Annotated in this window: 17 protein-coding genes; 2 read left to right on the top strand and 15 right to left on the bottom strand. The window is 66.3% G+C overall.

Translation table 11 applies throughout. The features are described 5' to 3' along the window. Positions 1-190 precede the first annotated feature (190 nt). Both ACTXG9_RS00300 and ACTXG9_RS00295 read left to right on the top strand, forming a co-directional pair. A complete protein-coding gene (locus tag ACTXG9_RS00300) occupies positions 191-619 on the top strand; it encodes a PAS domain-containing protein (protein ID WP_026347009.1) in 429 nt (142 codons plus the stop codon). Beyond that, a complete protein-coding gene (locus tag ACTXG9_RS00295) occupies positions 616-2,145 on the top strand; it encodes a sulfite reductase flavoprotein subunit alpha (RefSeq protein ID WP_329866586.1) in 1,530 nt (509 codons plus the stop codon). The genes ACTXG9_RS00300 and ACTXG9_RS00295 overlap by 4 nt, the downstream gene beginning before the upstream one ends. Positions 2,146-2,283: 138 nt before the next feature. Here ACTXG9_RS00295 and ACTXG9_RS00290 read toward each other — a convergent pair whose 3' ends face one another. The 15 genes from ACTXG9_RS00290 to ACTXG9_RS00220 all read right to left on the bottom strand — a co-directional run bounded on the left by ACTXG9_RS00290 (position 2,284) and on the right by ACTXG9_RS00220 (position 18,596). Continuing rightward, entirely contained in the window at positions 2,284-2,952 is a 669-nt protein-coding gene (locus ACTXG9_RS00290) for an ATP-binding cassette domain-containing protein (protein WP_329866584.1), read from the bottom strand. Continuing rightward, positions 2,942-3,625 carry a molybdate ABC transporter permease subunit gene (modB, locus tag ACTXG9_RS00285; RefSeq protein ID WP_021204216.1) on the bottom strand — a complete coding sequence of 228 codons (684 nt, stop codon included), beginning with the start codon at positions 3,623-3,625 and terminating at the stop codon, positions 2,942-2,944. The genes ACTXG9_RS00290 and modB overlap by 11 nt, the downstream gene beginning before the upstream one ends. Before the next feature lie 3 nt (positions 3,626-3,628). After that, on the bottom strand, positions 3,629-4,372 hold the full coding sequence (gene modA, locus ACTXG9_RS00280; RefSeq protein WP_329866582.1) for a molybdate ABC transporter substrate-binding protein: 744 nt from the start codon (positions 4,370-4,372) through the stop codon (positions 3,629-3,631). A 19-nt stretch (positions 4,373-4,391) separates the two neighbouring features. Beyond that, a complete protein-coding gene (locus ACTXG9_RS00275; protein ID WP_005416832.1) occupies positions 4,392-5,168 on the bottom strand; it encodes a helix-turn-helix domain-containing protein in 777 nt (258 codons plus the stop codon). Positions 5,169-5,179: 11 nt separating this feature from the next. Next, entirely contained in the window at positions 5,180-6,394 is a 1,215-nt protein-coding gene (locus ACTXG9_RS00270; protein ID WP_111098107.1) for an oxygen-independent coproporphyrinogen III oxidase, read from the bottom strand. A 195-nt stretch (positions 6,395-6,589) separates the two neighbouring features. After that, positions 6,590-7,921 carry an MFS transporter gene (locus tag ACTXG9_RS00265; RefSeq protein ID WP_456115698.1) on the bottom strand — a complete coding sequence of 444 codons (1,332 nt, stop codon included), beginning with the start codon at positions 7,919-7,921 and terminating at the stop codon, positions 6,590-6,592. A gap of 23 nt (positions 7,922-7,944) precedes the next feature. Beyond that, positions 7,945-8,844 carry a peptidylprolyl isomerase gene (locus ACTXG9_RS00260; protein ID WP_005416838.1) on the bottom strand — a complete coding sequence of 300 codons (900 nt, stop codon included), beginning with the start codon at positions 8,842-8,844 and terminating at the stop codon, positions 7,945-7,947. Between the two features lie 3 nt (positions 8,845-8,847). Then, complete coding sequence (narI, locus tag ACTXG9_RS00255; protein WP_005416840.1) at positions 8,848-9,555, bottom strand: respiratory nitrate reductase subunit gamma; 708 nt, start codon at positions 9,553-9,555, stop codon at positions 8,848-8,850. After that, positions 9,552-10,232 (bottom strand): nitrate reductase molybdenum cofactor assembly chaperone, encoded by a 681-nt coding sequence (gene narJ, locus ACTXG9_RS00250; RefSeq protein WP_005416842.1) that lies wholly within the window; start codon positions 10,230-10,232, stop codon positions 9,552-9,554. The genes narI and narJ overlap by 4 nt, the downstream gene beginning before the upstream one ends. Continuing rightward, a complete protein-coding gene (gene narH / locus ACTXG9_RS00245; protein WP_005416844.1) occupies positions 10,232-11,776 on the bottom strand; it encodes a nitrate reductase subunit beta in 1,545 nt (514 codons plus the stop codon). Before narH ends, narJ begins: the two co-directional genes overlap by 1 nt. Then, positions 11,776-15,519 (bottom strand): nitrate reductase subunit alpha, encoded by a 3,744-nt coding sequence (locus tag ACTXG9_RS00240; RefSeq protein WP_111098106.1) that lies wholly within the window; start codon positions 15,517-15,519, stop codon positions 11,776-11,778. Before ACTXG9_RS00240 ends, narH begins: the two co-directional genes overlap by 1 nt. Before the next feature lie 72 nt (positions 15,520-15,591). Beyond that, positions 15,592-17,010 (bottom strand): NarK family nitrate/nitrite MFS transporter, encoded by a 1,419-nt coding sequence (locus ACTXG9_RS00235; protein ID WP_329866578.1) that lies wholly within the window; start codon positions 17,008-17,010, stop codon positions 15,592-15,594. Between the two features lie 144 nt (positions 17,011-17,154). After that, positions 17,155-17,520 carry a hypothetical protein gene (locus ACTXG9_RS00230; protein ID WP_053499740.1) on the bottom strand — a complete coding sequence of 122 codons (366 nt, stop codon included), beginning with the start codon at positions 17,518-17,520 and terminating at the stop codon, positions 17,155-17,157. Beyond that, complete coding sequence (gene mobA / locus ACTXG9_RS00225) at positions 17,517-18,059, bottom strand: molybdenum cofactor guanylyltransferase (RefSeq protein ID WP_069138367.1); 543 nt, start codon at positions 18,057-18,059, stop codon at positions 17,517-17,519. Before mobA ends, ACTXG9_RS00230 begins: the two co-directional genes overlap by 4 nt. Positions 18,060-18,095: 36 nt before the next feature. Continuing rightward, positions 18,096-18,596 carry a molybdenum cofactor biosynthesis protein MoaE gene (locus ACTXG9_RS00220; protein WP_005416853.1) on the bottom strand — a complete coding sequence of 167 codons (501 nt, stop codon included), beginning with the start codon at positions 18,594-18,596 and terminating at the stop codon, positions 18,096-18,098.

The following is an 18,596-nucleotide window of genomic DNA, read 5'->3' as shown; positions in this document are numbered from 1 at the left end:
GCTGCGGGCAGTCCCGTTGGAGCTCGAGCCGAAGTGGGCTCGGCTTTACAGAGATTCTCCCTGCGACACCCGGTCGCAGGCCTTCGCGCCACGCGCTTGACCAATGTCAAATCGCCCGCCGCCACGCGGGCGTATTCCTATGCAGGACCCGAACACACCGGCGCTGCCGGCCTCTACAAGGACCCCCGCGATGAACTACTCCCCCGACAACGACCAGCTCGTGAATGCGCTGCAGAACGTCATGGTGATCTCCACCACCGACCTGCAGGGCAACATCACCTACGCCAATGACCTGTTCTGCACGCTCACCGGCTTCGCCCGCGAAGAGCTGATCGGCCAGCCGCACAGCATCGTGCGCCATCCGGATGTGCCCAAGGCCGTCTACAAGGACATGTGGGACACCATCAAGGCCGGCAAGACCTGGACCGGGATCGTGCCCAACCTCGGCAAGGGCGGCGTGCTCTACGTGGTCGACACTACCGTGCAGCCGCTGTTCGACGCCGACGGCAACATCACCTCCTACATCAGCATCCGCCGCGTGGTGAACGACCTGATGCAGAACTACGACCTGGTCGAGTTCAGCAAGGAAAAGTTCGACGACTTCTACGAGGCCGCGTGAACGCTCTCCCGACCAGTACGCCCTTCAGCCGCCTGCTGGTGGGTTTCGCGTCCGAGTCGGGCAACGCCCGCGCCCTGGCCCAGCGTCTGGGCGCGGACCTGCAGCCGCATGCGCCGCAGGTGCTTCCGTTCAACGACATCGACGTGGCCAGTCTCGGCCAAGGCGACGTGCTGCTGGCGATTTCCAGCTCGTTCGGCGATGGCGAACCGCCGGCCAATGGCGAGCGGTTCTTCGAAACCCTGCGCCAGACCACGACGCTGAGCGGCCTGCGCTATGCCGTGTTTGGGCTCGGTGACACCGGCTACCCGAGCTTCTGCGGCTTCACCAAGGCGCTGGATGCCGCGCTGAGCGAGCGCCAGGCGCAGCCGCTGCTGCACCGGGTGGATGCCGACCTGGGCTACGAGCAGTTCTTCCAGCAATGGCAGCCGGTGCTAAGCCAGGTGCTGGGTGGCGACCTCAGCGCTGGCCAAGACCTGCACCTGCAGGTCACCGCCTATGGTGAAGACAACGCCTTTGCCGCGCGCATCCTCGAACGCCGCCGCTTGAACAGCAGCGACCCGGCCGCGTGGCACCTGCAGCTGGACATTGCCGGCAGTGGCATGGTCTATCGCGCGGGCGACACCCTGCACGTGGTGCCGGAGAACGACCCAACCCTGCTGCACGCATTGGCCCGCTGGTACGGCGATACCACGGCCGTGGCCGCCCTGCGCGACCGCGAGCTGCGCCTGCTGAGCAAGAGCGTGCTGCGCGAACTGGCCCGGCTCGGTGGCAGCGAAACGCTGAAGGGCCTGCTGAAGGTCAGCCAGAAGCGCGAGCTGGACGCCTACCTGCACGGCCTGGACCTGCTGGACGTGCTGCAGGACCACGCCACCCCGGACAGTATGCCGCTGCCCCGGCTGCGTGAACTGCTGTCAGCGCGGCTGCCGCGTGCCTATTCAATCGCCTCGCACCCGCGCGACGACCAGCTGAGCCTGTGCGTGCGCGAAGTGCATTACACCCTGCGCGGCCGCGAGCGCTTCGGCACCGCTACCGGCAGCCTGCTGCACGGTGGCGACCACGCCCGTGTGTACTGCCGTTCCAACCCTGGCTTCCACCTGCCCGATACCGGCCAGGCACCGCTGCTGCTGGTCGGCACCGGCACCGGCATCGCGCCCTTGATGGGCCTGATGCAGGAACTGCAGGCCAACGGCTGCGAACGCGAGGTGCACCTGGTGTTTGGCGAGAAGCACAGCAAGCACGACTACCTGTACCGCGGCCAGCTGCAGGACTGGCATACCCGGGGCGTGCTGGCCGGCCTGCATACCGCGTTCTCGCGCGATGGCACCGAAAAGGTCTATGTGCAGCATGTACTGCGGCAGCGCGCCAGCGAAGTGCGCGATGTGCTGGGCCGCGGCGGGCATCTATACCTGTGCGGCAACAAGCGCCACCTGGAAGGCGCGGTGCGCGAGGCCATCGATGACATCGCTGGCGAAGGGCGCTGGGACGCGCTGCGCGGTGAAGGCCGCACGCACTGTGAGCTGTACTGATCCATGGCCACCGGACCGCACGGACCTTGAACCGGTAGAGCCGGCCGCTGGCCGGCTGCTCCGGATGCCACGGTTGCCGGCCAGCGGCCGGCACTACCATCAGATGTGACCAACCATCGCCGGTGCGTCCATCACGGGTCAATTGCCTACAATGCGGCCGTCCACCACGCGCGCGACCTGCTGGCCGAACATGGCCACATCCTGCGGGTCATGGCTGATCAACAGCAACGGGATGCCGGTCCGGTCCAGCACCGTTTCCAGCTCCTGACGCAGGTGCTGGCGCAGGTCATGGTCCAGTGCGGAGAACGGCTCATCCAGCAGCAGCGCCTGCGGCTGCGTCACCAGGGCGCGCGCCAATGCAGTGCGCTGGCGCTGGCCACCGGAGACCTGCGAGGGCAGCAGATCGCCCACCGTGTCGATGCGGAAGGCGTGCAACCACTGCTCCACCGCATCGAAACGCTGGCCGAGCCCCGGATTCAACCAGCCCTTCTGCAGCCCGAACGCCACGTTCTGGCGCACGCTCAGGTGTGGGAACAGCGCGTAGTCCTGGAACACATAGCCCAGCCGGCGGCGCTGCGGCGGCAGATCCACGCCGGTGGCCGCATCGAACAGGGTCTGCCCCTGCACGCGCACATGACCATGGCCCGGCCGCAGCAGCCCGGCCACCGCCTTCAAGGTCAGGCTCTTGCCGGCGCCCGAGGGCCCGAACAACACCACTTGGCGCTGCGTGCACTGCAGCGATACGTCCAACACGAAATCCTGGCCGGCCGCCTGCAGGCGACGTTGCACCTGCAGGTCAAGCCACATCGCGCAGCTCCCGGCGACGCCCGCCCACCAGCCGCGCGGCCAGCAACAGGATCACGATGCAGACCACCGAGGTCAGGATCACCAGCGCATTGGCCTTGCCGTCCTGGCCGGCCTGCACCGCCTCGTAGATGGCGATCGACAGCGTCTGCGTGCGGCCCGGAATGCTGCCCGCCACCATCAGCGTGGCGCCGAACTCGCCCATCGCGCGCGCAAACGCCAGCAGCAGGCCGGCGAGGATGCCGCGCCAGGCCAGTGGCAGCGTGATGCGGAAGAAAACCGCCGCTTCGGATACACCCAGGGTGCGTGCGGCCTGCTCCAGCTGACCGTCCACTTCCTCGAACGCCGCGCGTGCCGGCTTGAACACCAGCGGCAGCGAGGCCACCGTCGCAGCAATCACGGCCGCCTGCCAGGTGAACACCAGGTTGATGCCGAACCACGATTGCAGCCACGCACCGATCGGACCATTGCGACCGATCAGCACCAGCAGGTAATACCCCAGCACCGTCGGCGGCAGCACCATCGGCAGGGTCAGCAGCGAATCCAGCAGCTCACGGCCGGGAAATCGCCGCCGCGCCAGCAATGCGCCCAGTGCCACGCCCAGCACCAGATTGATCGCGGTCGCCCAGCCGGCCACCTTCAGCGACAACCACAGCGCGCTCCAGTCTAGATCCATGCGTCAGGGCTTGCCGAATCCGTGTTTGGCCAGAATCGCCTGGCCCTGCGGCGAACGCACGAAGGCAGCGAAGCGCCGTGCCTCTGCCGGCTGCGTACTGCCCCTGGTCACCGCCAGCGGATACGCGATGCGCCCGGGCACCGGCACCGCGAAGGCACGGCGCACCCGGTCGGGCATTGCCTGTGCATCGGTGGCATAGACGAAGCCGGCATCCACTTCACCGCGCGCCACGTAATCCAGCGACTGGCGCACGTTCTGCGTCGTGATGATCCTGCCCTGCACCGACGGCCACAGGCCCGCCGCTTCCAGCGCACCCTTGGCATAGCGGCCGACCGGCACGCTGTCCGGGTTGCCCAGTGCGATGCGCTGCACACCGGCACCGGCCAGGTCCTTCAAGGTACGCGGCGCCGCCTTGGCCTGCGGCGGCACCACCACCCACAGCGCGTTCACTGCAAACACCTCGCGGGTGCCGGCCGCCAGCAGATCCTGCTGCTGGGCCTGGTCCATCGTGGTTTCGTCGGCCGAGGCGAACACATCCACCGGCGCACCGCGGCTGATCTGTTGCAGCAACACGCCGGACGCGGCGAAGTTGAAATCAATCTTGGTGCCCGGGTGTGCCTTCTCATAGGCATTGCCCAGTTCGCGGAAGCTCTCGGTCAGGCTCGATGCCGCCGAAACGGTCAGCGTGGCCGCCCAGGCCGGCACCGTGGCCAGCAGGCCCAGCAACAACAGTCCAGCTCGCTTCATCGTCGGCTCCCGGCCAGGTTCAGTTCGGATCGGATTCGTCGGCCACCGCCAGCGCGGCCAGGCGCTCGGGCTGCAGCAGCAGGATCTCACGCTGCTTCACCGCGATGATCCCATCATCGCTCAGGCGGCGCAGCACGCGGCTGGCGGTTTCCGGCGCCATCCGCAGGTAGTTGGCGATCTCGGTACGCGCCATCGTCAGGTTGAAGCGCGTGGCAGAAAAACCGCGCCGCGCGTAGCGCTCGGACATGTCCAGCAGGAATGCGGCCATGCGCTCTTCGGTACGGTGGTTGGCGGCCAGCGTGGCGACCTTGCCGATCTCCGCACTGAGCAGGCTGAACAGCTTGGCCTGCAGCCCGGGCATGCGCGTGGCCAGCGAGCTCAGCTTTGGGAACGAGATGCGGCACAGATGCACCGTATCCAGCGCCACCGCATTGCAGGGGAAGCGCGAACCGTGGATCGCATTCAGGCCGATCACTTCGCCCGGCAGGCTGAAGCCCAGCACCTGCTCGTTGCCCTGGCTGTCGTCGACGAAGGTCTTGACCATGCCGGCGCGCACCGCAGCAATCGAATCAAACGACTCGCCAGCGCGGAAGATGTAGTCACCCGCATGGAACGGACCGACGTGGTCGACCAGCACGTGCAGATCGCCCAATGCGGTCTTGTCGTAGCCCTGCGACATGCAGGCGTCGGAAAACGCGCAGGTGCTGCAGAAGTGCAGCGCGTCGCCGTCATCGGCGGCGGCGGGGTTCGGGGTGGCCTGTCCAAGGCGGCCGTGCGAAGGCGGATTCGAAGACATCTGGGCAAGACTCAAGCGATGGCGGCCGCCGGCCGGAAGCATGCGGCCATCATACGCCACAGCAGGCGCCCTTCTTCGGCCAGCCGCAGCACGCGCGCATCCCAGTGCGCCCAGCCGCGCGCCAGCAACGGTGCCAATGCTGGCAGCTGCCCGGCGAAGCATTCTTCGAACGGTTCATCGTTGCGCCATTCGAAGGCAACCGCATCGAGCGCGTGATCGCAGGCGATACTCTGCGCCACCTCGGCCGCCAGTCGCTCGTCTTCGGACAGGATCAATCCGGCAGACACACCCATATGCCCGGCCTGCAGCCGCGCACGCCATTCGCCCAGTTCGTCCTCCAGGCGGTAGAACACCTCGCCGATCTGGCTGCAGGCGGACAGGCCAAGCCCGATGAAATCGCTGCGGTCGCGGCGTGGCACGCCGGCCAGGTCACAATGACGCTGGCCATCGCCCGGGCCATGCGGGATCGGCAGGTCGCCGCGCTGGTAGTGGTCACCACCGATCGGTTCGTAGCCGGCTGCGCGCAGCAGGCGCCAACTCTGCAGCCATCGTGCCGCCGAGGGATGCTCTGGCAGCGCGCAAGGCGCCGGCAGCAGGATGCGCTCGGGCGCTTCGGCCAGCACCTCATGCAGTCGTTCGATGAAGCCGGTATCCGCGCTGCCGGGCACCCGCAACTGGTAGTAGCGCGCGGTAAAGCCCACCTGTCGCGCATGCGCCAGCAGCGTCGGCCCGGGTGCATCGGCGCGATCGATCACGTTCAGGCGGGTGCAGCCCACCGCACGCAGTTGTGCCGGCGCCAGCGCGCTGCCCGCGTCCAGCCGCACCTCCACCTGTGGCCGCGCCACGGTGCGCAAGTACTGCGGCACGGCATCCAGCAGCTGGCCCAGCTGTGGTGGCGGCAGCGTCTCGGCCAGCCCCAACTGCAGCACCATTGCCACCACCTCGCGATCTTCAGCCAGCGCGCCGGCCTGCAGGCGCAGCGCCAGCAGCAGGGTGTCCAGATACGCCTGCGGTGGCACGTCGCGCCCGCCACGACCCGCCTGGAAGCCGAGCGTCAAACCACGCGGGATCAGGTGCTCGTTGCTGGCGCGCACGGCGGCGCGCCACCCGCTTTCGCCAAAGCCGGTACTGAACTGGTCAGCCGGCGGAAACAGCACGTGCCGTGGCTGCCGCAGCAATGCCGCCTGCAGCGCAGTGTCCCCGCTCTCGTCAACGTGGAAGCTCATGGCAGACATCTTCGGGCGTTCCTCTTCGCGTGGCCCTGATTGAAATCAAGCGTGGCGCATCTGATGGTTCCTGCCGGCCAGCGGCCGGTACTACCCTTTCACCCACCACTCGGTCGTGCCGGCCGCTGGTCGGCATCACCCCTTCACCCGCCGCGTATCGTCCTGGTAGTGCCGGCCGCTGGCCGGCAGCACCCTTCACCCGCCGCGCACCCGCTCGGCGGCGGCCGCGTCGATGGCTTCGGGCAGGTCGGTTTCGCGGTCGATCTGCGGGAAGTGGCGACGTTCCATGCGGCGGATCGCGAAATGCATCCACGCCAGTGCAGCCGCCACCAGCACGAACAGCAGCATGAAGCAGCTGCTCCAGATGCCCACCGCATCGTTCAACGCGCCAAACACGATCGGCAGGACGAAGCCACCCAGGCCGCCGATCATGCCGACCACGCCGCCCACCGCGCCCACATGCCTGGGGTAATACACCGGAATGTGCTTGTAGACCGCGGCCTTGCCCAGCGACATGAAGAAGCCCAGCACGAACACCAGCACGGTGAACATCACCACGCCGATGGCCAGATGGAAATGGAGCGGGCCGTGGATACCCTTCACCACATACTCGGTATCCGGGTAGGCCAGCAGGAAGGTGCAGATGGCCGACACGCCGAAGGTCCAGTACATCACCCGGCGCGCGCCCATCCGGTCCGACATCCAGCCACCGACCACGCGGAACAGGCTGGCCGGGATCGAATAGCACGCCGCCAGCATGCCGGCGTGGCCCACGTCCATGCCATAGGCGCCAACCAGGTAGTGCGGCAGCCACAACGCCAGCGCCACGAAGCCGCCGAAGACGAAGAAGTAGTACAGCGAGAACCGCCATACCTGCAGGTTCTTCAGTGGTGCCATCTGCTCGGCGAACGGCACCGGCTTCACGCCTTCGCGGCGGCGCTGTTCCAGAGACGGGTCTTCCTTGCTGAAGAAGAAGAACAGCACCGCAGTGACCGCCAGCGCGACGGCCCAGACCTTGGCAACCATGGTCCAACCGGCCGCCACCATCACCAGCGGCGCCAGCAGCTTGGTCACCGCCGAACCGATGTTGCCCGCACCGAAGATGCCCAGCGCAGTGCCCTGCTTGCTGGCCGGGAACCACTTCGAGACGTAGGCCACGCCCACCGAGAAGTTGCCGCCGGCGATACCCACGCACAGCGCGGCAACCAGGAACTGGCTGTAGGTCTGTGCGTAGGTCAGCATCCAAGTAGCGACTGCACCACACAGCATCACCAGCACCATCACCTTGCGGCCACCGAACTGGTCGGACCAGATACCGAGGAAGACGCGGCTGACCGAGCCGGTCAGCACCGGCGTGGCGATCAACAGGCCGAACTGGGTGTCATTCAAGCCGAGCTGTTGACTGATCTGGATACCAATGATCGAGAAGATCATCCACACCGCAAAGCACACGGTGAAGGCGAACGTGCTCAGCCACAGCGCACGTTGCTGCTGCCCGGCACTGGCGGGGGCAAGGGCCTGGTTCATGAATTCTCCTCGTTCAAAGGGGTTCAGCCGATATCCGCTTCGGCTTCGATCTCATCCAGCCCGCGCACTGGGTAGCGTTCCTGCAACTGCAGCAGGTAGGCCTGCACCTCGCGCTGCCGCACCTGCAACTCCAGGTAGTCACGCAGCTGCGGCAGCACGGCCTCGAACGGCTGCGGCTGGCCTTCCTCGCGGGCATCGACGCAGACCACGTGGTAGCCCCAGCGCGATTCCACCGGGAAACCGGCCAGGCCTTCGCGCAGGCGGAACACCTGTCGGTCGAACTCCGGCGTGGTCTGCCCACGTTGCAGCCAGCCCAGGTCACCGCCTTCGCTGCTGGACGGGCAGCGTGAATGACGCAGGGCGAAATCGGCGAACAGGTGCGGCGACTCCTTCAGCAGTCCGACCAGCCGCTCGCCCTCGGTGCGTGCAGCGAAGCGCCCGGCCACGTCGTCGGCCGGTGCGGCCAGCAGGATATGGCGCAGGCGCACACGGTCGGGGGAGCGGAAGCGCTCCGGGTTCTGCTCGAAGTAGCGCCGGCAGTCTTCATCGGTCGGCACGCGGTCTTCGATCGCGTCTTCCAGCAGCTGCTGGATCAGCACTTCCTCGTCACTTACCCGGTTACCCTCCGGCGCCTGCAGGCCCAGCCGCTGCGCTTCCAGGCGCAGCAGTTCGCGCACCACCAGTGCACGTGCCGCTTCGGCACGTGACTGTTCCGGGCGCATCGCCCGGTGGTGCTGCATCTCGCGGGCGATGTCGGCCTCGCTGATCGCGGTCTCGTCCACGAACAGCCGGCACGGTGCCGGCTGCCCGAGCGAACGCGGCCCCTGCGCCGCCGCGTCATGGTGGTGCGAATGCGCCTCGGCGGGAACCGGTGCCGCGGAGTCGATCACGGTAATCGGCAGGAATTTCGGCAGGCTGCGCATGGTTTACTCCCGCGGCCCATAGCGCAGCGTGGCCTGACGGCGGCGCACCACCTGGTAGGGCCGCCACAGGTAACTGATCGGAATGCTCCATACGTGCACCAGGCGGGTGAACGGCGCGATCAGGAACAGGGTCAGGCCCAGGAAGATATGCATCTTGTAGACCCAGCTGACGCCCTCGATGTAATCAGCGGCACCGGCACGGAAGGTCACGATGTGCTGCGCCCACTCGGCCAGCTGCACCATCACCCCGCCGTCCAGGTGACCGGACGAGACGCGGATGCTGTACAGGCCCAGGCACAGCTGCGCGAACAGCAGCACCAGCACCAGGGTGTCACCGAAGCTGCCGGTAGCCCGAACACGCGCATTGAACAGGCGGCGTACCAGCAGGATGCTGATGCCGATGAAGCACAGTGCGCCGAACACACCACCGACCACCATCGCCAGCATCTGCTTCTGCGAGGAGGTGATGAAGTGCTCGTACACCGCGTGCGGCGTCAGCAGCCCGACCAGGTGGCCGCCGAGGATGGCCAGGATGCCGATGTGGAAGCAGTTGCTGCCGAGCCGCATGCCCTTGTCCGACAGCATCTGACTGGAGCCGGTGCGCCAGGTGTACATGGCCTTGTCATAGCGGGCCCAGCTGCCGATCAGCAGCACTGCCACGGCGATGTACGGGTAGTACTGGAAGGCGAATTGATGCAGGGAGTAACTCATGGCTGGACCTCACGATGCGAAGGACGGGCCGGCGAACGCACGGGCGGCTTGCAGTCTTCGGCAGGGGCTTCGGCGCCGAAGCGCACCGCCTCCTCCTCCCACAAGCGGTCCATGGCCTCGGCGGTATCGTCGCGGACTTCCTCGCTGGCACGCTGGCGCAGCGCCTGCAGATCGGCCTTGCCGTCACCGGCTTCGACCAGGATCTCGAACAGCACCCGGTGCGGCAGCTCACGCTCGGCGGCACGCGCGGCCAGCATCCCGGCGATATGGCCGATGTGGTGCAGCCACTCGCGGGCCTCGCTACCGGGGCGGTGGGCCAGGAACTCCAGCAGCAACGGCAGGTAATCCGGCAGCTCGCGGGCATCCAGTTCGAAGCCGTTGCGGCGGTAGGTTTCGACCAGATCGACCATGGCCTGGCCGCGGTCGCGCGACTCGCCATGGATGTGTTCGAAAAGCAACAGGCTCATCGAACGGCCGCGGTCGAAACTGGCCAGCCACGCCGCCTGTGCATCCAGCGCATCGGTGGCCAGCAGCTGCTGCACGAAGCTGCGCAGCTGCTGGCGGCGGGCGGGGTTCAGCGCCGGGTCGTCACAGGCGGCGAGCAGCTCCTCGCCGTGCTCCCACAGTTCCTCGCGGGGGTAGTCCAGCAACACCCCGACCAGCTTGAGCACGCTCATCACACCACCTCCTTGCGGCGCTGGTTCGGGCCCTTGTCCACCACGAAGGTGGTGGTCTTGCGCTGCCCGAACAGGTCCGCCGGGCTGTCACCATTGCAGCCGTTTCCGAAGGTGAAGCCGCAGCCGCCGCGCTCACCGAAGGCGTCGTTGGCGTACTCGCGGTGGCCGGTCGGAATCACGAAACGGTCCTCGTAGTTGGCAATGGCCAGATAGCGGTACATCTCTTCCACCTGGGCGATGCTCAGCCCGGTCTGTTCCAGCACGGCGGTGTCTTCCACGCCGTCCACGTTCTTGGCCCGGCGCCAGGCACGCATCGCCATCAGCCGCTCCAGCGCGCGTACCACCGGCGCCTCGTCACCGGCCGTCAGCAGGTTGGCCAAATAGCGCATCGGGATGCGCAGCGACGCCACGTCCGGCAGCTCGCCGCTCATGCCCACGCGGCCACGCTCGGCGGCGGACTGGATCGGCGACAGCGGCGGCACATACCAGACCATCGGCAGCGTGCGGTATTCCGGGTGCAGCGGCAGCGCCAGCTTCCAGTCGATCGCCAGCTTGTACACCGGCGACTGCTTGGCCGCATCCAGCCAGCTGTCCGGGATGCCTTCCTTGCGCGCGGCGGCGATCACTGCCGGATCGTTCGGGTCCAGGAAGATGTCCAGGTGGGCCTGGTACAGGTCCTTCTCGGCGGCTACCGAAGCGGCCTCGGCGATGCGGTCGGCGTCGTACAGCATCACGCCCAGGTAGCGGATGCGGCCCACGCAGGTTTCCGAGCACACGGTTGGCTCACCCATCTCGATGCGCGGGTAGCAGAAGATGCACTTCTCCGACTTGCCGCTCTTCCAGTTGTAGTAGATCTTCTTGTACGGGCACGCCGACACGCACATGCGCCAGCCGCGGCACTTGTCCTGGTCGATCAGCACGATGCCGTCTTCCTCGCGCTTGTAGATCGCGCCCGAGGGGCACGCCGAGACGCACGCCGGGTTCAGGCAGTGCTCGCAGAGGCGCGGCAGGTACATCATGAAGGTCTTTTCGAAGGCGCCGTAGATCTCCTTCTGCACCTGGTCGAAGTTGTAGTCGCGTGAGCGCTTGCTGAACTCCGAACCGAGGATCTCCTCCCAGTTCGGGCCCCACTCGATCTTCTGCATGCGCTCGCCACTGATCAGCGAACGCGGGCGTGCGGTGGGCTGGTGCTGGCTGTCCTTGGCGGTGTGCAGGTTCTGGTAGTCGAAATCGAACGGCTCGTAGTAGTCGTCGATCTGCGGCAGGTCCGGGTTGGCGAAGATCTTGGCCAGCATGCGCCAGCGGCCACCTGCGCGTGGCACCAGCTTGCCGGCGCGGCTGCGCACCCAGCCGCCGTTCCACTTGTCCTGGTTCTCCCATTCCTTCGGGTAGCCGATGCCCGGCTTGGTTTCCACGTTGTTGAACCAGGCGTACTCGACGCCCTCGCGCGAGGTCCAGACGTTCTTGCAGGTGATCGAGCAGGTATGGCAGCCGATGCACTTGTCCAGGTTCAGCACCATCGCGATCTGTGCACGGACCTTCATCACACCACCTCCTTTACAGCTGCAGGTACTGCCTCATCGTCCAGCCAATCGATCTTGTCCATCTTTCGCACGATCACGAACTCGTCGCGGTTGGTTCCGCAGGTGCCGTAGTAGTTGAAGCCATAGGCCAGCTGCGCGTAGCCGCCGATCATGTGGGTCGGCTTGAGCACGATGCGGGTCACCGAGTTGTGGATGCCGCCGCGGGTGCCGGAAATCTCCGAGCCCGGGACGTTGATGATGCGCTCCTGCGCGTGGTACATCATCGCCATGCCCGGCATCACGCGCTGGCTGACCACCGCACGCGCGGCGATCGCACCGTTGACGTTGAACAGCTCGATCCAGTCGTTGTCGACGATGCCGGCACTGCGCGCGTCGTCCTCGCTGATCCACACGATCGGACCACCGCGCGACAGCGTCTGCATGATCAGGTTGTCGCTGTAGGTGCTGTGGATGCCCCACTTCTGGTGCGGGGTGATCCAGTTCAGCACGATCTCCTTGTTGCCGTTCGGGCGCTGGTTCAGCAGCGGCTCCACCGTGCGCGTGTTGACGGGCGGGCGATAGCTCATGAAGGCCTCGCCGAAGTCGATCATCCATTCGTGGTCCTGGTAGAACTGCTGGCGACCGGTCACCGTGCGCCACGGAATCAGCTCGTGCACGTTGGTATAGCCGGCGTTGTAGCTGACGTTGTCGTCTTCCAGTCCCGACCAGATCGGCGAAGAGATGATCTTGCGCGGCTGCGCCTGGATGTCACGGAAGCGGATCGCCTCGTGCTCCTTGCCCACCGCCAGATGCGTATGCTCGCGACCGGTGAAGGCGCCCAGCGATTCCCAGGCCTTCACCGCCACATGGCCGTTGGTTTCCGGCGCCAGGTGCAGGATTACTTCGGCCGCGTCGATCGCGGTCGAGATGGCCGGGCGCCCCTGGCTTATGCCTTCTTCGTGCACGGTGTGGTTCAACTTGCCGAGGAACTCGACCTCGTGCTTCGTGTCCCAGCTCATGCCCTTGCCGCCGTTGCCCTGCGTGTCCAGCAGTGGGCCGAGCGAGGTGAACTTGCGGTACAGGTTCGGGTAGTCACGCTCCACCACCGTCATCGACGGCATGGTCTGGCCCGGAATGGCCTCGCACTCGCCCTTCTTCCAGTCGGCTACGCCGAACGGCATGCCCAGCTCGTTGGGGGTGTCGTGCAGGGTCGGCATCAGCACCAGGTCCTTCTCCACGCCCAGCACGCCCGGCGCCATCTCGCTCACGGTGCGGGCCACCTCCTTGAAGATGTCCCAGTCGCTGCGCGATTCCCACGCAGGGTCCACCGCCTTGGACAGCGGGTGGATGAACGGGTGCATGTCCGAGGTGTTGAGGTCGTCCTTCTCGTACCAGGTTGCCGTCGGCAGCACGATGTCCGAGTACAGCGCGGTGGTGCACATGCGGAAGTCGAGCGTGACCAGCAGGTCCAGCTTGCCTTCCGGCGCGTCGTCGCGCCACTTCACCTCCTGCGGCTTCACTGCGCCCATTTCGCCCAGGTCCTTGCCCTGCAGCCCGTGGCGCGTACCCAGCAGGTGCCGCAGCATGTACTCGTGGCCCTTGCCCGAGGAACCGAGCAGGTTCGAGCGCCAGATGAACATCATGCGCGGGTGGTTCTGGCTGGCGTCCGGGTCGGCGAAGGCGAAGTCCAGCGAGCCATCCTTGAACTTGCCCAGCGCGTAGTCCGCCGGGGCCACGCCGGCCGCTTCGGCCTCGCGTACCAGCTGCAGCGGGTTGCGGTCCAGCTGCGGGGTGCTCGGCAGCCAGCCCATGCGCACCGCGCGCAGGTTCAGGTCGGCCAGGCTGCCGCTGTACTTGCGGGCATCGGCCAGCGGCGACAGCAGCTCGTCCACCCGCAGCTTCTCGTAACGCCACTGCCCGGTGTTGAAATAGAAGAACGAGGTGCCGTTCATGTGGCGCGGCGGCTTGCTCCAGTCCAGGCCGAACGCGAGCGGCTGCCAGCCGGTCTGCGGGCGCAGCTTCTCCTGGCCCACGTAATGCGCCCAGCCGCCGCCGGTCTGGCCCACGCAACCACACATGATCAGCATGTTGATCAGGCCGCGGTAGTTCATGTCGTTGTGGAACCAGTGGTTCATGCCCGCGCCGACGATGATCATCGAGCGGCCGTGGGTCTTGTCGGCGGTACGCGCGAACTCGCGGGCGATCTCGATCACCTCGGCGCGCGACACGCCGGTGATGCGCTCCTGCCACGCCGGCGTGCCCGGCACCCTGTCATCGAAGCTCGATGCCACGTTGCCGCCGCCAAAGCCACGGTCCACGCCGTACTGGGCCAGCAGCAGATCGTAGACCGTGGCCACCAGCGTCTCGCCGCCGTCGACCGTGGCCAGGCGGCGCACCGGAATGTTGCGGTCCAGTACGTCTTCGGCCGGTGCGGCGGTCCAGCCGTCGCTTTCAATGCCACCGAAGTACGGGAAGCTCACCGCCTCGATGCCGTCGTTGGCGTCGGACAAGCTCAGGCGCAGGCGCGTGTCGGCGCCATTGCTGGCCTTCTCTTCGATGTTCCAGCGGCCCTTTTCACCCCAGCGGAAACCGATCGAGCCATTGGGCACCACGATCTGGCCGCTGTTCTCGTCGTAGGCCAGGGTCTTCCAGTCCGGGTTGTTGGCTTCACCCAGCCCGCCCAGCTCACTGGCGCGCAGGAAGCGGCCCGCCACCAGGCGGCCATCGTCGCGGCGCTCCAGGCGCACCAGCATCGGCATGTCCGAGTACTGGCGGCAGTAGTCCTGGAAATACTGCGAGGGCGAATCGACATGGAACTCACGCAGGATCACATGGCCGAACGCAAACGCCAGCGCAGCGTCGGTGCCCTGCTTGGGGTGCAGCCAGTGGTCGGTCAGCTTGGCCAGCTCGGAATAGTCCGGGCAGATCGCCACCGTCTTGGTGCCGTTGTAGCGCGCTTCGGTGAAGAAGTGCGCATCGGGCGTACGCGTCTGCGGCACGTTCGAGCCCCAGGCGATGATGTAGCGGCTGTTGTACCAGTCGGCCGATTCGGGCACGTCGGTCTGCTCGCCCCAGATCTGCGGCGAGGCCGGCGGCAGATCGCAGTACCAGTCGTAGAACGACAGGCAGGCGCCGCCCAGCAGCGACAGGTAACGCGCGCCGGCGGCGTAGGACACCATCGACATCGCCGGAATCGGCGAGAAGCCGACCACGCGGTCCGGGCCGTACTGCTTCACCGTGTACAGATTGGAAGCGGCGATGATCTCGTTGGCCTCTTCCCACTGCAGGCGCACGAAGCCGCCCATGCCGCGGCGGGTCTTGTACGAACGCGCCTTCTCCTTGTCTTCAACAATGCTGGCCCAGGCATCGACCGGGGCCTTGCTCCTGCGCGCTTCGCGCCACAGGCGCAGCAGCGTGCCGCGGATCAGCGGGTACTTCAGCCGGTTGGCGCTGTACAGGTACCAGGAGTAGCTGGCGCCACGCGGGCAGCCACGCGGTTCATGGTTGGGCAGGTCCGGACGCGTGCGCGGGTAATCGGTCTGCTGGGTTTCCCAGGTGACCAGGCCGTTCTTGACGTAGATCTTCCAGCTGCAGGAGCCGGTGCAGTTCACCCCATGGGTGGACCGCACGATCTTGTCGTACTGCCAGCGGGCGCGGTAACTGTTTTCCCAGTCGCGGCCCTCGCTCTTGGCAAATCCATGGCCATCGGCAAAGGTCTGGGGGTCACGCTTGAAGAACTGCAAGCGATCGAGGAAATAACTCATCGGGGATCTCCCTTTGCGGACATCGGCATCGTGGCTGTGTGTGTCATCTGGCTGCGGTGCGTTTTCATGTCGTCAGCAGGGTGTCTCGGCACCGCGCCGGTAGTACCACCACCAGGTCACCGCCAGGCAGGTGACATAGAAAACAACGAATCCGTACAGCGCCATGTCGGGGCTGCCGGTCAACGTAATGGACGAGCCGTAGCTCTTGGGAATGAAGAAGCCGCCGTAGGCGCCGATCGCACCGGAAAAGCCGACCACCGCAGCCGACTCGATGCTGGCCTGGTGCGCGGCGGTAGCCTTGCCCTCGGCGTTGTCGTTGGCCGACCAGCGCTCATGCAGCGTGCGGAAGATCACCGGGATCATGCGGAAGGTCGTGCCGTTGCCGATGCCACTGAGCACGAACAGCGCCATGAAGCTGAGCAGGAAGCCATGGAAGTTGCCGCCCTGGCCATCGCTGGGCAGGAAGTGCAACACACCGAACACCGCGGCGATCATCAGCGCGAATACCCAGAAGGTCAGGCGTGCGCCACCCCAGCGGTCGGCCATGCTGCCACCCACCGAGCGCATCAGTGCGCCCAGCAGCGGGCCGATGAAGGCGTAGGCCAGCGGGTCCACGTCCGGGAACTGGCTCTTCACCAGCATCGGGAAGCCGGCCGAGAAACCGATGTAGGAACCGAAGGTACCGATGTACAACCAGCACATCAGCCAGTTGTGCTTGCGGCGGAAGATCACCGCCTGCTCGGAGAACGACGAGCGGGCGCTGGTCAGGTCGTTCATGCCGAACCAGGCCGCGATGGCGCACAGCGCGATGGCCGGCACCCAGATGAAGCCGGCGTTCTGCAGGAACAGTGATGCCCCACCCTCCACCGTGGGCTGCGGTGCACCACCCAGCGCACCGAACACGCCTACGGTGATGACTAGCGGGATCACCGCCTGCGCCACCGACACGCCCACATTGCCCAGGCCAGCGTTCAGGCCCAGCGCCAGGCCCTGCTTCTGCTTGGGATAGAAGAAGGAGATGTTGGACATCGACGATGAGAAGTTCGCGCCACCGAAGCCGCACAGGATCGCGATGGCCACGAACACCCAGTACGGCGTGGCCGGGTCCTGCACCGCAAAGCCGAGCCAGAGCGTCGGCGCCAGCAGCGAGGCGGTCGACAGCGCGGTCCAGCGGCGGCCGCCGAAGATCGGGATCACGAACGAATAGAAGATGCGCAGGGTCGCGCCGGACAGGCTGGGCAGCGCCACCAGCCAGAACAGCTGGTCGGTGCTGAAGTTGAAGCCGATCTTCGGCAGGCTGATCGACACCGCCGAGAACAGCACCCAGACCGAGAAGGCCAGCAGCAGCGAGGGGATCGAGATGACCAGGTTGCGGGTGGCAACCCGCTTGCCGGTGCGCTCCCAATAGCCGGGGTCCTCCGGCGTCCAGTCGCTGATGACGCGACCCGGACGGGCAGTGCTGCGGACAACAGGATCGCTACCGACGGTCATACATGGCTCCAAGGCTGTGGAATGACGTGGGTATTGCTTTCAAGTTGTGACCCGTCGTCGTGCAGCCATTAGGCCGTGCGGCAACTACGACGGGGTTGATCTGGATCAATCAGGGGCCGGTTTTCACCCTGCCCCTGACAAATGTCAAACCGATGAAGCGGTATTGCGGCGCGTGACTCCGCGCTGGCGCACGCTGTCGCGCACGTCCACATCGAACTGCAGCTGAAGCCGGCTGCCATCTTCCAGGGCAATGTCGAATGGCAGGCCATCCCGGCACGGCAGCCGCGCCGCCAAGGCCTCAACCGCCGGGCGCGGCAGCACCAGGCGGCAGAAGGTGCCACCATCGAGCAGCACCGGCCGCTCGCCGCCATGCAGCGACACCGCCATGCCCCAACCCTCGATACCGCCGAAGCGGGTCATGTTCTCGACCGATTCACCGGCCAGCAGGCGCGCCAGTTCGGCCTCGTCCAGGCGAAGCCGTACCGATTGGTCCTGCAACTGCACTTTCATGACGCAACATCCTCCCATTGTTCGGGGGTATTGCAGTTGACCAGCCCGGCCTCGTCAATCGGCGCCAGGGCCACGGAATTCACGCCAAGACGGCGCTGCAGGGCCTGCAGCGAGCGCGGGCCGTCCGGGTCATCCAGCATCGATCCAAGTACGTTGCGGCAAGCATCGTCTATATCCACCAGCATGGGCAGGGGGTGGCCCGCAAAGATCGTGCATGGACCGCGATGGCCGTCACGCAATTGCTGTAGCAATCGCGGCGGCAGCAGCGGTGTATCCACCGGCACCACCCAGGCCGGGCCATCGGGCATGCGCGTCGCCACGCTGTAGAGCCCGCCCAGCGGCCCGCAACGTGCCACGCGGTCCGGTATGCCGCCGAACGCCGGGTAATTTCCGCTGACCCAGACCTCGCGTGCGCCAGCCTGCATCAACAGGCCCCGCATGTGTTCCAGCAGCGTGCGCCCCTGCCACGGCAGCAGCGCCTTGTCGCGGCCCATCCGGGTGGACAGCCCACCGGCCAGCACGATGCCGGTGATGCTCATCGCAGTAGAGCCACGCCATGCGTGGCTGCGCCGGCATCAATGTTGATGATCGTGCGCATGGTCATGGGCATGTGCAGGTTCACTGTCCGCGTGGCAGAGGCTGCAGCCCTCGCTCCACGCGCTGTCGCCGTCTTCGTAATGTTCCTGCTTCCAGATCGGGCACTGGTGCTTGACCACCTCGATCAATTGCCGGCAGGCCCGGAATGCCTCGTCACGGTGCGGGCTGCCGGCGGCCACCACCACCGCCACATCACCAATGCCCAACCGGCCCTTGGCATGGGCCACATACAGCTTCAGCTTCGGGCCAAACGTCGCCTCGACCTCGGCGGCCAACCGCTTGAACTCGTTCAACACCAGCGGCTCGAACAGGTCGTAGGTGATCCCGGTCACCGGCCGGCCGATGTTTACATCGCGCACCTTGCCGATGAACACATCGATGCCACCGAAGCCCGGATCGGAGACCGCCGCGATGCCCTCGGCCGGATCGATCGCCGCCTGCGCGCGGTCCACCACCTTGGCAATGATCGTCTCGCTCAT

It is taken from the genome of Stenotrophomonas maltophilia group sp. LNF247 (assembly GCF_054083135.1).
Note: the sequence above shows the minus strand (reverse complement) of the source record. Positions and strands in the feature narration are given on the sequence as shown.

What these genes read in the sequence shown, in the direction of transcription:
- ACTXG9_RS00300 (WP_026347009.1), top strand. Translation starts at nt 191, where the DNA reads ATGAACTACTCCCCCGACAACGACCAGCTCGTGAATGCGCTGCAGAAC.
- ACTXG9_RS00290 (WP_329866584.1), bottom strand. Translation starts at nt 2,952, where the DNA reads ATGTGGCTTGACCTGCAGGTGCAACGTCGCCTGCAGGCGGCCGGCCAG.
- modB (WP_021204216.1), bottom strand. Translation starts at nt 3,625, where the DNA reads ATGGATCTAGACTGGAGCGCGCTGTGGTTGTCGCTGAAGGTGGCCGGC.
- modA (WP_329866582.1), bottom strand. Translation starts at nt 4,372, where the DNA reads ATGAAGCGAGCTGGACTGTTGTTGCTGGGCCTGCTGGCCACGGTGCCG.
- ACTXG9_RS00275 (WP_005416832.1), bottom strand. Translation starts at nt 5,168, where the DNA reads ATGTCTTCGAATCCGCCTTCGCACGGCCGCCTTGGACAGGCCACCCCG.
- ACTXG9_RS00270 (WP_111098107.1), bottom strand. Translation starts at nt 6,394, where the DNA reads ATGAGCTTCCACGTTGACGAGAGCGGGGACACTGCGCTGCAGGCGGCA.
- ACTXG9_RS00265 (WP_456115698.1), bottom strand. Translation starts at nt 7,921, where the DNA reads ATGAACCAGGCCCTTGCCCCCGCCAGTGCCGGGCAGCAGCAACGTGCG.
- ACTXG9_RS00260 (WP_005416838.1), bottom strand. Translation starts at nt 8,844, where the DNA reads ATGCGCAGCCTGCCGAAATTCCTGCCGATTACCGTGATCGACTCCGCG.
- narI (WP_005416840.1), bottom strand. Translation starts at nt 9,555, where the DNA reads ATGAGTTACTCCCTGCATCAATTCGCCTTCCAGTACTACCCGTACATC.
- narJ (WP_005416842.1), bottom strand. Translation starts at nt 10,232, where the DNA reads ATGAGCGTGCTCAAGCTGGTCGGGGTGTTGCTGGACTACCCCCGCGAG.
- narH (WP_005416844.1), bottom strand. Translation starts at nt 11,776, where the DNA reads ATGAAGGTCCGTGCACAGATCGCGATGGTGCTGAACCTGGACAAGTGC.
- ACTXG9_RS00240 (WP_111098106.1), bottom strand. Translation starts at nt 15,519, where the DNA reads ATGAGTTATTTCCTCGATCGCTTGCAGTTCTTCAAGCGTGACCCCCAG.
- ACTXG9_RS00235 (WP_329866578.1), bottom strand. Translation starts at nt 17,010, where the DNA reads ATGACCGTCGGTAGCGATCCTGTTGTCCGCAGCACTGCCCGTCCGGGT.
- ACTXG9_RS00230 (WP_053499740.1), bottom strand. Translation starts at nt 17,520, where the DNA reads ATGAAAGTGCAGTTGCAGGACCAATCGGTACGGCTTCGCCTGGACGAG.
- mobA (WP_069138367.1), bottom strand. Translation starts at nt 18,059, where the DNA reads ATGAGCATCACCGGCATCGTGCTGGCCGGTGGGCTGTCCACCCGGATG.
- ACTXG9_RS00220 (WP_005416853.1), bottom strand. Translation starts at nt 18,596, where the DNA reads ATGAGCGAGACGATCATTGCCAAGGTGGTGGACCGCGCGCAGGCGGCG.